The sequence below is a fragment of the Vagococcus changpingensis genome, from assembly GCF_058211775.1.
On the sequence record NZ_JBYVZB010000003.1, the window covers coordinates 191,273 to 207,677 of the forward strand.

Sequence of the window (16,405 nt, forward strand, 5' to 3'; positions counted from 1 at the left end):
TAGTTTCTGTAATAGTTTCAATAAAAATCCCCCATTCCATTATATATTGGCAATAATAATGAGCCATAAACGGACACAATTAATATGGCAATGATTAAAAAAGTTATTGGTTGAAGCAATTGAATCTTTTTCTCACATTCTGTCATAAAATTCTCCCACTCTCGTTCGCCAAAAATGGTTAATTCTTGTCCAAGTCTCCCATGAATTTCACCTTGTCTAATAAGCCACGTCAGTTCTGGTTTCAAAAAACGCCATTGGCTAATCGGTTCATCAATAAAAATACCTTGTTCCAATTTTATTTTTATTTCTTTTGACATCTCTTGCATTAATTGTGAATACCCTTTTTGTTGCATAACCAATACAACCTCTTTAAATTCCATTCCTTGTGATAATAAGTTCCCCCATTCAGTTGCAAACAATGATGTATAGTAACTGGTTAAAAGTTTTCCAATAACAGGTAATCGAGCATAAAGCATCAGTTTCTTTATTTGCGAATATCGATTTAACTGGTTTACTACTAAATACCCAGATAATATCAAAGTACTAATGAAAAATAGGCCATATTTCAATCCCTTATCAATCAAACTAAACATCGATGGTGTCGCAGGATCTTGTGATAGTTCTGAAAGCTGCGGCAATATCACCCACTTCATTCCAATAATTATCCCTATTAAAAAGATTAATAACAAAATAGGATAGCTTAATACTTTTATCATTTCTTTTCGCTGCTTTTGTCGTTCTTTCATTTGTGAAGACATTCTCTTTAATGTTCCAACTAAATCCCCATGAACTTCTGAGAATTTAATTGGCGCTAACTGTTCTTTTGAAAAACCTACTCCCAGTAAACACTTCGCTAAAGACTCACCTTTTAGTAGTTTTCTTTCAATATAATTCAATTGTTTCCCTTGTTTGAAAGAAATAGTCTTCATGAATTGAATACTTTGTTCCAAACTAAACCCATTTTCTAACAAATTACCTAATAGATAGATAAACTCATATTTTTCTTGATGATTATACGGTTTAATTTTTATAGATTTGATAAGTTTTTTGTGTGATTTTCTTTTCATAATAGGCTTTTTGTAAACTTTTTTCCCACTCATCTTCTCCTTCTTTATAAAACATGTCATATAACACTCCATAATTTTTTCCTGATGTTAACGGTAACATCTCTTGATAGACAATTCCTTGTACACTTTGATTCATTTCTTCTCTAGGAATCCCTAATTCGATTAATCTTTCCTCAACTCCTTTCCTGTTTTTAGCATGTATAGTTGAAAAGACTAAATGTCCCGTTAAAGCTGCTCTCATAGCCATTTGTGCTGTTTCTGTATCTCTTATTTCTCCTATCATCAAGCAATCTGGTCGATGTCGTAAACATACCTTAATCAGCTCCTGATACGTTAAACCGATTTTTTCATTGACTTGAAATTGGAGACAATCTGTATCCTCTATTTCCACTGGATCCTCTATCGTGATAATATGTTTTTTTTCCTGATGAATTAAGTATTGCATCAATAAATGCATCGTAGTTGATTTTCCCGAACCTGTAGGACCAGAAAATAAGAATAAGCCATTGCGTGTAATTTGTTTTTTTATTTTTTCAATTTGATTATTATCAACAAACTGAAGACTTTTACTCGACATCGGGTATAAAAAACGAATCACAAGTGTTTCACGATTCAAGAAATCACCTACAACAGATAATCGAATCCGAAAGGTTTCTTTTTTAACTTTAATAGTCGTTCCACCCATCTGAACTTTACGCTTTTCGGCAATATCCATTCCTGCAAGATATTTAAAATATAAAATTAATTGTTCAGCTGTTTTATAAGATAATAAATCATAACTTGTCATATCATGATGCTTCCGAAATGATACGTCATACATTGATGAAGTTTTAGGGAGAATATACAAATCACTCACTTGGTTTTTATAACCAACTTCCAATAATTTTTTAGCTAGTTTTTTCATATTTTTTTCCTTTCTCATCTTTAATATTTGCTTTTTTAAAAAAATACTCTGAAAAAACCAAAAAAAAAACAACCAGAATTTTTTCTAGTTGTTTTTTGCTTTATTGCTACATGTCTGCAGATGTGAATACCTCTGAAACATCATCATCATCTTCTAAAATATCAACAATCTTCTCTAATGTTTCTTTATCTGATTCACTCAATGCAACAAGTGTTTGTGGCACCATAGTTAATTCTGCTTGTGCTAACGTATACTCTTTTTCTAATTCATCTCGTACTGCTGTGAATGCACTTGGATCAGTATAAATTTCAAATACTTCCTCTGATACTTCTATATCATCACCACCAGCTTCTAGCACACTTAGCATCATAGTGTCTTCATCTACATCTAGTCCTTCTCTTTCAATCACAATGTAGCCTTTTCGATCAAACATATAAGAGACAGAACCAGATTCCCCTAGAGAACCACCATTTTTATTAAATGCAACACGTACGTTAGTTGACGTTCGGTTACGATTATCTGTTAAAGCATGAACTAAAATGGCCACACCTGCTGGGCCATAACCTTCATAAACTACTTCATCATAATTTTCACCTTCACCAGCACTTGTTGCCTTTTTGATTGCACGTTGAATATTATCATTTGGCATATTCGCAGTTCTTGCTTTATCTAACACTAATCTCAGCGAAGGGTTAGAAGACGGATCTGGACCACCACTTTTTGCTGCCATATAGATTTCACGTGATAATTTTTGAAACACTTTACCCCGTTTAGCATCCTGTGCTCCTTTTCTATTCTTAATGTTATTCCATTTTGAATGTCCTGCCATTTCAATTCCCCGCTTTCTAGCATAATATTAAACATATAATACCATTTTATCATAAGTTGATTAAAAAAGAGACCTCACCTATTTTGACTGTTTGCGACCAAATTCAAAATAAATTACTAACATCACACAAGCTGTTAATGCTCCCATGCTATCAAGCATCACATCTTGAAACAACGGCGTTCTATCACCTGTTAACATTTGATGAAACTCATCCATTGCTGCATAACCTGTCGCACTAAACCACGCAAAAAACAAACTCCAAATTGATTGCTTTAATTTAGAATGTAACACTAAAAACAAACTTCCCCCTAGAATAAAAAATGTAAAAAAATGAGCGGCTTTTCGGATAAAAAATTCAACAAATTTAAAATAACCCATTGCTCGAATACTGACTTCACTGTCACCATAATTAAACATTATTCCTTGAAGTTTTGATGCAAATGGCTCACTTTGCAACCACTTTTGAAGTAGCGGAACAGAACTTTGCTCTGTATAGGTTTTTGATGAACTATAAAATAAAATAATCATAATCACAATCGCGATTGCAGTATACACTTTAGGTTGACTTAATTTACTTTTCATAATGAACTTCTCCAATCTTAGATTTTTTTGCTTTTTTATCATTGTTTTTTAATAGTATAGGGTATAATATAACCATAATGAAAGGAGTCAGATAAAATGACATATTCAATAACATGGGATTTAGATTCAATTTTTAACGGAGGTATTGACTCAAAAGAATTAGAACAACGCCTATTATTACTAGATGACGAGATTACAGAATACCAATCACTTGTCACAGACTGGAATCCAGAAACAGATGCGCCTGATTTTCAAACATTTGAGGCAATCATGACTGTTCAAGAAAAACTATCTAAAGGATTTGGGCAAACAATTAGTTTTGTCAATGCCATTCAATCTGCAGATGTAAACAATAAAAAAGCTGGTAGTGTATTAGCTGGTTTATTGACTAAATTGACTGGTTTTAAAAACGCTAATGTCTTATTTAATAAGAAACTAACTAACCTTTCAACTGATACTTGGAACACACTTCTTCATTCTGACTTTGCAAAAAAACAAGGCGTGGCTTTTAATTTAACAGAAGCTCGTGAACAAAGCAAACGCTTATTAAGTGAAAATGAAGAGTCAGTTATTAACCAATTATCAACAGATGGATTCAATGCTTGGAGCTCTCACTACGACACAATTGTAGCAAACATCCAATTTCCATTTGAAGAAGATGGTAAAACAACGTATCTTTCAGCAGGTCAAGCTTTTAACCGCATGATGGGGGACGCTGATAAAGATGTTAGACAACGTTTGTTTGATACATGGGAAACAACTTGGGCAAATTATGCACCACTTTTTGCAGATACCTTAAATCATTTAGACGGATTCCGATTAACAAATAACAAACTACATGGTATCACTGATCATTTGCAAATTCCATTAGAGTATAACCGTATGAAAAAAGAAACATTGGATGCTATGTGGGGAACAATCGCTGCAAACAAACAACCATTCGTTGATTTCTTAACTCGTAAAGCACAATTATTTGGTAAAGAAAAAATGGATTGGCAAGATCAAGATGCACCTGTTATTTTAGGTGAGTTTGAAGAAAAACGTTACACATTCAATGAAGCAGCTGATTTTATTATTGAAAATTTCAATAAATTTAGTCCTAAAATGGCTGACTTTGCTAAAATGGCCTTTGAAAAAAGTTGGATTGAAGCAGAAGATAGACCAGGTAAACGTCCAGGTGGTTATTGTACTGGATTACCAGAAAATGAAGAATCTCGTATCTTCATGACATACGGTGAATCAATCAACGAAGTCTCTACATTAGCTCATGAATTAGGACATGCTTTCCATTCACACGTGATGTGGGATTTACCATCCGTTAGTCAAGATTACGCCATGAACGTAGCCGAAACAGCTAGTACTTTTGCCGAACTGATTGTCGCTGACGCAACGCTTAAACAAGCTAAATCAACCGAAGAAAAAATCAATTTACTTGATATTAAAATGCAAAACGCCACAGCGATGTTTATGAACATTCACGCACGTTTCATTTTTGAAAATAATTTCTATACTGAACGAAAAGAAAAAGTCTTAACAGATACAGAAATCACTGATTTAATGGTCGCTGCTCAAAAAGAAAGCTACTGTGATTCATTGAATTCTTATCATCCACATTTCTGGGCAAGTAAACTGCACTTCTATATTGATGATGTGCCATTCTACAACTTCCCATACACATTTGGTTACCTGTTCAGCTTAGGTATTTATGCCTTCGCTCAAAAACAAGGAACATCATTTGAAGATGACTATATCGCTTTATTACGTGATACAGCGTCAATGACAACTGAAGAATTAGCCAAAAAACATTTAGGTGTTGACTTAACATCAAGTGAATTCTGGCAAGCTGGAATTGATATGATGATTCAAGACGTTAATACTTTCTTAGAATTAACAGAAGACTACGTTAAATAAATTAAAAACCTCTATGATTGAGCAATATCAATCATAGAGGTTTGTTTATTTAGTAAAATCAATTTTTTTACTCATCCAGTATATCATAACCCCACCAACTATCATCGAAAATAGTTCTCCTAAGCCAATAATTAGCCAGTTATAGAAAAATGGTAAATTATATAATACTGTGAGTTGTCCTGCAACAGTAAACATAGATATCGCAAACGTCATAGCTGTTACAACCATTTTTATTTTCATATTGTTGATACGTTTCGTGATGGCATAATTGATGACCAATACTAGAAACGTACTAATACTTCCAACCAATACATCAATAATTCCTAATGGTGAAAAAGCATTGGCTATCGCCACACCTAATGTCACAGCAACTATATAGCGTTTGTTATAAAGTGACAAATAATTAAACATTTCAGATAATCTTAACTGGATCGCACCAAAACTAATGACCGATAACACTAACGTCACTACAACATACAATCCTGCCACAATGGCCATTTTTGCTGTATCTTGTGTTGTCCAAGACGCCACAGCAGATTGTTCTTTTTTATTTTCCATTTACATTTCTCCTTTACAAGGAATTACCTTGCTAATAACTACAACCAAAGGATGTGAGAAATATTTCCCAACGAAGTGTTGTAGTGCGAAAACCCGCTAATTAATAGGATACACTTTTTCTACAAAAAAACAATCCTATTGTGTCATCCATCCACCATCAATTGGAACTATACTTCCTTGTATATAAGATGATGCTTGACTTGCTAAAAAAAGGGTTAACTGAGCCACTTCTTCAGGAGATGCCCACCGTTTACAAGGTGTTTCATCTGCTACCCATTTAGCCATGTGTCCATCCCCTGAAAAATCAGCTGCATTCATTGGCGTTTTGATTGCTCCTGGTGCAACCCCAACCACATGAATCCCTTGTTCAGCATAATCTAAAGCCAATTGTTTTGTAAATCCAACGATAGCATGTTTTGACATGGTGTAACTAACTCCACCACCACCACCAATTAACCCAGCGATAGACGCCATATTGATAATCGTACCACCTTGTTGTTCTAACATCATTGGTAATATTAATTTAGTCAGTCGAAAATAACTTTTCACGTTCGTTTCATAAATATTATCCCATAGTTCCTCAGATGTTTCATTCAATGGCTTAAACTCATCCAATTTACCAGCAGTATTTAATAATATATCTATTTTGGGATACTTGGCTAGGCACTCACTAACTGCTTGCTCCAAATCATCTTTTTTAGTGACATCACCTTTAAAAAAAGTAAAATATTTTGAGTATTGTTTTTCTATTTCTTCTTTATCAAAGCCAAACACATATGCTCCTTGTTCTAAAAATAAACGAGCTTGTTCTTTACCTATACCAGATGCCACTCCTGTGACAAAGACTACTTTTCCTTTAAACTCTGTATAATTAATAGAATTCATTAATCTACTATCTCCCAATCATCTGCTAAGATATCGCACACAGTTGGCGCAAAACTTGAAAAACCTTCATCACTTGTTTTAATTAAAAAATAATCAGTCACGGGACAGTCATCATATGTTTTTCCTGACACAAGTGTGACATATAACTCAAAACCGCCCCAACCTTTTCTAATCACTTTTTTTCCTGTTTTTAATTCTGGTAGTATTTTTTCAAATGTCATGTTGTTCTCCTTATTTATTTACTATTGATATTATACGTTGTAATTCACTGATTGCATCCACATCTTCTGAATAACTAAACTCTTTTACATTAATTTGGCTTCTTGGAATAGTTCCTTCATCGCTTGCTTCATTAAAACCAGTTGATAATGATACATTACTTTTTAACTCATAAATCATACCATTATCACATAGAATATACTTAACAATTGGTTTAGTGGTATCAGCTACTTCACTAAATCCAGCTGCAAATGAACTTTGTTGACGCTCATTTGTGGCTCCAAGAATACCATTAGTCGAATAATAAAATGTTACACCACCTACGACATGAAGCGGGAAAAAATCATAGCCAGGATTTTCCAGATCTTGTGCCATAGCTAGTCCATCTGGTGTTACAGCAAACCAATCTCCTCGACCTGCTGCTCCGTGATCAAAAAACTCAGATGTAACAGCCATACCGCCCACCTTCGCTCTATCACTTGCCCAATTTAAAAATTGCTGATTTATGTTTTGTAACACGCCAGTTTGATAAAACATCTCTTTTGATAGAGTTGTTTCACCAGAACCATTTTGGTTTGTCTCTTCAGATGTAGTTGAACTCTGTTCAGATATTTCTGTCGTTGAACTTTGTTTTGTTGTTGATTGACTAGCTTCTTCACTAGAACTAGTTTGACTAATTTCCGTCTCGTCATTATTTGAGTTTTGACTACAACCAACCAACACTAAAGATAATAACAATAATGCTACCCATTTTTTCATCATACTCGCCTCATTTTTTATTTTGATAGACTAAGTTTAACACGAAATGATAACCGACTCGATAAAAAAACTAGCATAAGTCAAATAGACTTATGCTAGTGATAGAATTTATTCTTGATTTTTTAACGCTTCTGCAGCAGCCATTTGTGCTTCAATATCACTGATACTATACACATTTTCACTTGCTACACCCACTTCTTTTGGTTCCATGTTACGGTATTTCGCCATACCAGTACCAGCTGGAATGATTTTACCAATGATAACATTTTCTTTCAATCCAAGTAAGTGGTCTTTTTTACCTCTAATTGCAGCATCTGTCAAGACACGAGTTGTTTCCTGGAATGATGCAGCAGATAAGAAACTGTTTGTTTCAAGTGAGGCCTTAGTGATACCTAACAAGACTGGACGGCCAGTTGCAGGTGTTCCACCAGAAACAAGTGTGTTGTAGTTGCGGTCTTTAAATTCACTAATATCAACTAGTGTGCCTGGTAAGATATCTGAATCACCTGGATCCATAACTCTTACTTTACGTAACATTTGACGAACCATAACCTCAACGTGTTTATCTCCGATTTCTACCCCTTGCATACGATAAACTTTTTGTACTTCTTTAAGCAGATAATTTTCAACAGCTAATACATCTTTAACTGTTAATAATTGTTTTGGATCAATTGATCCTTCTGTTAATGGAGTACCACGGTCAATAATATCACCTTCAGCAACTTTCATACGAGAAGTATAAGGCACAGAATATGTTCTTGTATCTGTTGTACCTTTTACTATCACTTCTTTTGTACGATCCGCTTGATCTTCTGTAATTTCGATGACTTCACCAGCTACTTCAGAGATAACAGCTTGTCCTTTAGGATTACGTGCTTCAAAAATCTCTTGGATACGAGGTAAACCTTGAGTAATATCGTCTCCGGCAACCCCACCCGTATGGAATGTACGCATGGTTAACTGAGTACCAGGCTCACCGATTGATTGGGCAGCAATGGTACCAACTGCTTCTCCAACTTCAACTTCAGAACCAGTCGCTAAGTTACGGCCATAACAATGTTTACATACACCATGTTTTGTATTACATGTGAAGACTGAACGAATCGTAATTTGTTCAATACCTGCATCAACTATTTGTTTTGCAATGTCTTCTGTAATGATTTCATTCGCACCAACAATCACTTCTTTTGTTTCAGGATGAATCACTGATTTACGTGTATAACGACCTAACATACGCTCTTCAAGAGTCTCAATGACTTCGTTTCCTTCTTTCATCACCGAAATATCTAAACCACGGTCAGTTCCACAGTCAGTTTCACGAATGATGACATCTTGAGCCACATCAACTAAACGACGAGTTAAGTAACCTGAATCGGCTGTCTTAAGGGCTGTATCGGTCATACCTTTACGAGCACCGTGAGTCGAGATAAACATTTCTAAGACGGTTAACCCTTCACGGAAGTTAGATACGATAGGTAACTCCATGATACGACCATTAGGAGCGGCCATAAGTCCACGCATACCAGCTAACTGAGTAAAGTTGGAGATGTTACCACGGGCCCCAGAATCACTCATCATGAAGATTGGGTTACGTGCATCTAAACTTTCCATTAATTTTGCTTGAATAGCATCTTTTGTTGCATTCCAAATACCAATAACTCGTTCATAACGCTCGTCATCTGTGATTAAACCACGACGGAATTGTTTTGTTACTTTTTCTACTTGGTCATGTGCTTCTTCAATCATTGCTTGTTTTTCATGTAAAACAACGATATCGGCAATCCCTACAGTCATACCTGCATAAGTAGAATGTTTGTAACCTAAGTCTTTCATTCTATCTAACATTTTAGATGTTTCAGTAATTTTGAAACGTTTGAAGACTTCAGCGATAATATTACCAAGATTTTTCTTCTTGAATGGTCCAACTTCTGGTTGTTCTTTGATGAATGCAGGAATGTCTGATCCAGCTTCAACAAAGTATTTATCAGGTGTTTGAACTGTCAAGTTATAATCAGTTGGTTCATTTAAGTAAGGGAATTCTGGAGGCATAATCTCATTAAAGATTGCTTTACCAACAGTTGTTGTTAAAATACGTTCACGCTGCCACTCTGTAAATGGTTTCTCAGGCATTGAGCTTGTTTGTAAACCAATACGAGTATGTAAGTGGACACAACCATTTCTCCATGCTAAAACAACTTCGTCTAAATCACGGAAAATCATTCCTTCACCAATTTGTCCTGACTCTTCCATTGTTAAGTAGTAGTTACCAAGGACCATATCTTGAGATGGTGTAACAACTGGTTTACCATCTTTTGGATTAAGGATATTTTGAGCAGCAAGCATTAACATACGTGCTTCAGCTTGAGCTTCTTCATTTAATGGAACGTGAACCGCCATTTGGTCCCCATCGAAATCGGCATTGTAAGCCTCACATACTAATGGGTGAAGACGAATTGCGCGTCCTTCAACTAAAACTGGCTCAAAAGCTTGGATACCAAGTCTATGTAGCGTCGGTGCTCGGTTAAGTAATACAGGATGTTCTTTAATCACATCTTCTAATACATCCCAAACAGCATCTTCTTGACGTTCGATTTGGCGTTTTGCATTTTTTATGTTGCTTGCAATTTCACGCTTAACTAATTCATGCATCACAAATGGTTTGAATAATTCAATTGCCATTTCTTTTGGCAACCCACATTGATACATTTTTAAGAAAGGTCCAACAACGATAACTGAACGGCCTGAGTAGTCAACACGTTTACCTAATAAGTTTTGACGGAAACGACCTTGTTTCCCTTTCAACATATGAGATAACGATTTAAGTGGACGGTTACCTGGTCCAGTAACTGGACGGCCTCGACGACCATTATCGATCAACGCATCTACCGCTTCTTGAAGCATACGTTTTTCATTTTGAACGATAATTCCTGGTGCATTTAAGTCTAATAAACGTTTCAAACGGTTATTACGATTAATGACACGACGGTATAAGTCGTTCAAATCACTTGTTGCAAAACGTCCACCTTCTAATTGAACCATCGGGCGTAAATCTGGCGGGATAATTGGTACAACATCCATTACCATCCAGTCAGGATCATTTCCTGATGTACGGAATGCTTCTAAGATATCTAAACGACGAATAGCACGCGTTCTTTTTTGTCCAGACGCTTTTTTCAATTCTTCTTTTAATTCAGCGACTTCTTTTTCTAAATCAACTTGTTCTAATAAACGCTTGATTGCTTCAGCACCCATACCAGCTTTAAATGCTTGGCCATATTGCTGACGTTTTTCACGGTATTCACGTTCAGTTAGGAGTTGTTTTAATTCTAAGTTAGTGTCACCTGGATCTGTTACCACATAAGAAGCAAAATAAATGATTTCTTCTAGCGCTCTAGGACTCATATCTAATACAAGACCCATACGACTAGGAATCCCTTTAAAATACCAAATATGTGTTACTGGAGCTGCAAGTTCGATATGACCCATACGTTCACGACGAACTTTAGAACGTGTTACCTCAACCCCACAGCGGTCACAAACGATTCCCTTATAACGGATACGTTTATATTTACCACAAGCACATTCCCAGTCCTTAGTAGGACCGAAAATACGCTCGCAGAAAAGACCATCACGTTCTGGTTTTAAAGTACGGTAGTTTATTGTCTCTGGTTTTTTCACTTCACCATATGACCAGCTTCTAATTTTTTCAGAAGAAGCTAGTCCAATTTGCATACTTTCAAATTTATTTACATCGATCAAAAGATGTCCCTCCGTTTCTTTGTCTGTCAGAATAATTCAGCTGGATTATTCTTGGTTTTCTTGTGCATCTTTCAACGATTTTTCTGCTAATGCTTTTTCTTCTTGCTCTTTCGCATATTTTGCTAAGGCATCAACAGTAATCAAATCATCGTCCTCATCATCCATATCACGTAATTCAATCTCTTGATCGTCTGCATCTAATACTCGCATGTCTAATCCTAAAGCTTGTAACTCTTTAACAAGTACGCGGAATGATTCAGGAACACCTGGTTTTTGAATTGGTTCACCTTTAACGATAGATTCGTAAGTTTTCACACGACCTACAACGTCATCTGATTTATAAGTCAAGATTTCTTGTAAAGTGTAAGCAGCTCCGTATGCTTCAAGAGCCCAAACTTCCATCTCTCCAAAACGTTGTCCACCAAATTGTGCTTTACCACCAAGTGGTTGTTGTGTAACTAGTGAGTAAGGTCCAATAGAACGAGCATGTAACTTATCATCAACCATGTGAGCAAGTTTCAGCATGTACATTACACCTACAGAAATACGGTTATCGAATGGTTCACCTGTACGTCCATCATAAAGAACAGTCTTAGCGTCGCGAGCAAGTCCTGCTTCTTCAACAGTACTCCATACATCTTCTTCATTTGCCCCATCAAATACCGGTGTTGCAACATGGATGTTTAATGAGCGAGCTGCCATACCTAAATGCAACTCTAATACTTGTCCAATGTTCATACGAGAAGGTACCCCTAATGGGTTTAACATGATATCAACTGGTGTCCCATCTGGTAAGAATGGCATATCTTCTTCTGGCATAATACGAGATACTACCCCTTTATTACCATGACGACCAGCCATTTTATCCCCTTCATGAATTTTACGTTTTTGAACGATGTACACACGAACTAACATGTTAACCCCTGGAGATAACTCATCTCCGCCTTCACGAGTAAAGATTTTAACATCATGAACAATACCGCCCCCACCATGTGGAACACGTAGAGATGTATCACGAACTTCACGAGCTTTTTCTCCGAAGATTGCATGTAACAGACGCTCTTCTGCTGATAATTCTGTTACCCCTTTAGGAGTGACTTTACCAACAAGCAGATCACCATCTTTTACTTCAGCACCGATACGGATAATACCCATTTCGTCTAAGTTTTTAAGTGCATCTTCCCCAACGTTTGGTAACTCACGAGTAATTTCTTCAGGTCCTAATTTTGTGTCACGTGCTTCTGATTCATATTCTTCAATATGAATGGATGTGTACACATCATCTTTAACTAATCGGCGACTCATAATAATCGCATCTTCATAGTTGTAACCTTCCCAAGTCATGAAAGCTACTAAAACATTTTGTCCTAACGCCATTTCCCCTTCTTCCATAGAAGAACCGTCAGCTAATGTATCGCCTCTTTCAACGATTTCACCTTTTCTAACAATTGGGCGTTGGTTATAACTTGTACCAGCATTTGAACGGTGGAATTTAATCACATTATATTTATCTAAAGCACCGTCATTACGACGAACACGTACTTCACGTGCATCAACGTACTCAACGACACCATCATGTTTACATAGAAGTGCTGCTCCTGAGTCATGGGCAGCTTTGTATTCCATACCTGTTCCAACAAGTGGAGAACGTGGTTGAATCAAAGGTACTGCCTGACGTTGCATGTTCGCTCCCATAAGCGCACGGTTAGAGTCATCGTTTTCCAAGAAAGGAATGCACGCTGTCGCTACCGCAACTACTTGTTTAGGTGAAACGTCCATGTAGTCCACTTTATCTACTGAAACTTCCAAGTTTTCACTTTGAATACGGGCCATTACAACATCTTCAGCAAATGTACCATCTTCATTTAATGGAGAGTTCGCTTGCGCTACCATGTAATGGTCTTCCTCGTCAGCTGTTAAGTAATCAATATGTTCTGTAACACGTTTCGTTTCACGGTCAACACGACGATATGGTGTTTCGATGAAGCCGTATTTATTTACTTTCGCATAACTTGATAAACTATTGATTAACCCAATGTTTGGTCCCTCAGGCGTTTCAATCGGACACATACGACCATAATGTGAGTAATGCACGTCACGAACTTCATATCCAGCACGGTCACGTGTTAAACCACCAGGTCCTAAAGCTGATAGACGACGTTTATGCGTCAACTCACCTAATGGATTAGTTTGATCCATGAATTGTGATAACTGAGAAGAACCAAAGAATTCTTTCATTGAAGCCACAACCGGACGAATGTTAATCAATTGTTGTGGTGTTAATGTTTCAGTGTCTTGGATAGACATTCTTTCACGAACCACACGTTCCATACGAGATAACCCGATACGGAATTGATTTTGTAATAACTCACCAACCGAACGAATACGACGGTTTCCTAAATGGTCAATATCATCTACTTTTCCAATATCTTCCATTAAGTTTAAGAAATAACTGATTGTAGCCACGATATCAGCAGGACGAATCGTACGAACGTCTGCATCAAGTTGGCCATTTCCAATCACGTTTACAACACGTTCAGGATCTTTTGGTGACACAACTTTAATAACTTGAACAGTCATTGGTTCAGTGACAACGCCATCTTCACTTGGATAGTATGTTTCGTTGTTTAATCCGTTGTCTAAATGTTTTTCTAGCTCGTCCATCACTGTATGCGTGATAACTGTTCCTTTTTCTACAAGGATTTCTCCTGTTTCAGGATCAACTAATGTTTCAGCTAACGTTTGGTTTAACAAACGTGTTTTAAGGCTTAATTTTTTATTTACTTTGTAACGACCAACTGCTGCTAAGTCGTAACGTTTTGGATCAAAGAAACGAGAGTTCAATAAGTTTCTTGAACTTTCAGCAGTCTTTGGCTCGCCTGGACGAAGTCTTTCATAAACATCTTTTAAAGCTTCTTCCGTACGAGAATCGCTAGAATTTTTATGAATATCTTTTTCAATTGTTAATTGTAAACTTTCGCTTTCACCAAAAATTTCTGTAATAGTCGTATCTGAACCAAATCCTAATGCTCTAACTAATACTGTTAAAGGAATTTTTCTTGTTCTATCAATACGAGCATAAGAAAGGTTTTTCGCGTCTGTTTCAAGTTCTAACCATGCACCACGGTTAGGAATAACAGTTGTTCCAAACCCCTCATGTCCATTTTTTTCTTTCTTCTCATTGAAATAAACTCCGGGTGATCTTACTAACTGTGATACCACTACACGCTCAGCACCATTGATAATAAATGTTCCCATCTCTGTCATTAGCGGGAAATCTCCAAAGAACACTTCTTGTGACTTGATTTCTCCTGTCACTTGATTATCCAAACGTAATGTTACGTGGATAGGAGCTGAGTAGTTAGCATCATGCGCACGAGCTTCCTCAACTGTATACTTTGGTTCTTTCATTTCGTAATCGACAAATTCTAATGATAATTTATCACTAAAATCTGTAATTGGCATAATGTCCTCAAACATTTCGCGCAAACCTTCATCTAAAAACCACTTATAAGAATCAGTTTGAATTTCAATTAAGTTTGGCAATTCTAGTACTTCACTAATCCTAGAATAGCTACGTCTTTCTCGGTGTTTTCCGTATTTCACTACGTGTCCAACCAAATTAGTCACCCCTCTGAGTTTTTTCAAAAATACCTTATGTTACAAATGTTAAAAAAATATAACAATTTCATTACTTATCTGTTTTAAAGTAAAAAAAAACCAAAAATAGATGGTGAACATATCTCGATATGGTCTATCTATCTTTGTTTTCCTATAAAATAAAGGCTGATGGACAATATTTCATCACCTTTCACATTTAAAACATAAAGGTTTCTGCAACTAACCATTTTAGCCTATAAAAGTAAAAATGTCAACATAAAAATAAAATAAAAAAAAGCTAGAATTTCTTCTAGCCTCTCCCCCATAAAACAATCCCTCATAACAAACTGACCCGTAACTATTTTTCCCCTACAAAAAACAATTACATGAGTTAATTATTCAAGACTGGCGTTCCAATATGCTTTCTAAATGCATTCCCCTTAACAGACATTAGATAAGCCATTAAATGTTATTTTGTTTTCATTATATTTAAACCATTAACTTGTATGCCCTTACCCATACTTGTATAGTGTTCCAAACACTTGGTCTTCCTTATAGACATAAAAGGTCAATAAGTTTTATAATAAACCATCACTAAACGGAACTGCAATTTCATTATAATGATTTTCTATACTTTTTTTATCCCACTTTTTTCCTATGCATATGCAAACCGTTCGTTTAATCGTTTTTGAATACTGTTTCTTATAATTCAATGTTCGTGTTTTATTTTTATGATTTATAACTTTTGAAAATATAATATCCTTTCGAACTCGTCACTACTTCAACTTGTCCAAAGACTTCTTCCATCTTTTTCTTTGCACTTGGTGCACCTTGTTTTTTCTGAATAACAATCGTTAAAGTACCTTTTTGTTGTAAATGTTCCTTAGCTCCTTCAATAATACTATGAACAATTTTTTTTCCAGCACGTATTGGTGGATTACTTACAATCGCTGCAAAATCTTTTTTTGTTACATTCTCATAAACGCTTGATTCATATACTTCAATATTTTCAATTTTATTTAAACTAGCATTTTCCTTAGCTAATTCCATTGCTCTTTCATTCACATCAACCATATGAACAACTCGTTTGGTTGAATGAGCCAAAGATAAACCAATAGGACCATATCCACAACCGACATCTAAAATTTCTCCTCTAGGGATATCTTCATCTGAAAAAGCTTCTATTAAAAGACGTGACCCAAAGTCCACTGTATTTCTTGAAAACACATTACTATCCGTTACAAATTGATATGTTTCACCTAATAATGGGTATGTCCATGTTTTTCTATCATGAGCCGTTTCTGGTTTATGCGTATAATAATGGGCACTCAT

The 16,405-nt window shown here is 35.9% G+C and carries 12 protein-coding genes; 1 reads left to right on the forward strand and 11 read right to left on the reverse strand.

Annotated elements, in window-relative coordinates; all coding sequences use genetic code 11:
- Positions 1–17 precede the first annotated feature (17 nt).
- The 4 genes from comGB to AC37UB_RS07445 form a co-directional block, all read right to left on the reverse strand.
- Positions 18–1,100 (reverse strand): competence type IV pilus assembly protein ComGB, encoded by a 1,083-nt coding sequence (gene comGB, locus AC37UB_RS07430; RefSeq protein WP_158559446.1) that lies wholly within the window; start codon positions 1,098–1,100, stop codon positions 18–20.
- Complete coding sequence (comGA, locus tag AC37UB_RS07435; protein WP_242093800.1) at positions 1,021–1,971, reverse strand: competence type IV pilus ATPase ComGA; 951 nt, start codon at positions 1,969–1,971, stop codon at positions 1,021–1,023. The genes comGB and comGA overlap by 80 nt, the downstream gene beginning before the upstream one ends.
- A 106-nt stretch (positions 1,972–2,077) precedes the next feature.
- Positions 2,078–2,800: a YebC/PmpR family DNA-binding transcriptional regulator gene (locus tag AC37UB_RS07440; protein ID WP_117973350.1), complete on the reverse strand. Its 723-nt coding sequence runs from the start codon at positions 2,798–2,800 to the stop codon at positions 2,078–2,080.
- Positions 2,801–2,878: 78 nt separating this feature from the next.
- On the reverse strand, positions 2,879–3,382 hold the full coding sequence (locus AC37UB_RS07445) for a VanZ family protein (RefSeq protein WP_117973351.1): 504 nt from the start codon (positions 3,380–3,382) through the stop codon (positions 2,879–2,881).
- Between the two features lie 96 nt (positions 3,383–3,478).
- Between AC37UB_RS07445 and AC37UB_RS07450 the strand changes: the two genes are divergently transcribed.
- The gene (locus AC37UB_RS07450) at positions 3,479–5,293 is read left to right on the forward strand and encodes a M3 family oligoendopeptidase (RefSeq protein ID WP_490685537.1); all 1,815 of its coding nucleotides are present in this window, start codon (positions 3,479–3,481) and stop codon (positions 5,291–5,293) included.
- Between the two features lie 45 nt (positions 5,294–5,338).
- On the opposite strand, the gene AC37UB_RS07455 is transcribed toward AC37UB_RS07450, so the two are convergent.
- The 7 genes from AC37UB_RS07455 to AC37UB_RS07485 all read right to left on the reverse strand — a co-directional run bounded on the left by AC37UB_RS07455 (position 5,339) and on the right by AC37UB_RS07485 (position 16,405).
- Positions 5,339–5,851 carry a QueT transporter family protein gene (locus AC37UB_RS07455; protein ID WP_490685538.1) on the reverse strand — a complete coding sequence of 171 codons (513 nt, stop codon included), beginning with the start codon at positions 5,849–5,851 and terminating at the stop codon, positions 5,339–5,341.
- Positions 5,852–5,986: 135 nt separating this feature from the next.
- Positions 5,987–6,736 (reverse strand): 3-oxoacyl-ACP reductase, encoded by a 750-nt coding sequence (locus tag AC37UB_RS07460; RefSeq protein WP_117973354.1) that lies wholly within the window; start codon positions 6,734–6,736, stop codon positions 5,987–5,989.
- Positions 6,736–6,957: a DUF2829 domain-containing protein gene (locus AC37UB_RS07465; protein ID WP_117973355.1), complete on the reverse strand. Its 222-nt coding sequence runs from the start codon at positions 6,955–6,957 to the stop codon at positions 6,736–6,738. The genes AC37UB_RS07460 and AC37UB_RS07465 overlap by 1 nt, the downstream gene beginning before the upstream one ends.
- A gap of 10 nt (positions 6,958–6,967) precedes the next feature.
- Positions 6,968–7,714 (reverse strand): hypothetical protein, encoded by a 747-nt coding sequence (locus tag AC37UB_RS07470; RefSeq protein ID WP_117973356.1) that lies wholly within the window; start codon positions 7,712–7,714, stop codon positions 6,968–6,970.
- Between the two features lie 108 nt (positions 7,715–7,822).
- On the reverse strand, positions 7,823–11,473 hold the full coding sequence (rpoC, locus tag AC37UB_RS07475; protein ID WP_256463825.1) for a DNA-directed RNA polymerase subunit beta': 3,651 nt from the start codon (positions 11,471–11,473) through the stop codon (positions 7,823–7,825).
- 45 nt (positions 11,474–11,518) lie between these two features.
- Positions 11,519–15,094, reverse strand: coding sequence for a DNA-directed RNA polymerase subunit beta (rpoB, locus tag AC37UB_RS07480; protein ID WP_199500913.1), 3,576 nt, complete (start codon positions 15,092–15,094; stop codon positions 11,519–11,521).
- A 708-nt stretch (positions 15,095–15,802) separates the two neighbouring features.
- Positions 15,803–16,405 (reverse strand): class I SAM-dependent methyltransferase, encoded by a 603-nt coding sequence (locus AC37UB_RS07485; RefSeq protein ID WP_242093804.1) that lies wholly within the window; start codon positions 16,403–16,405, stop codon positions 15,803–15,805.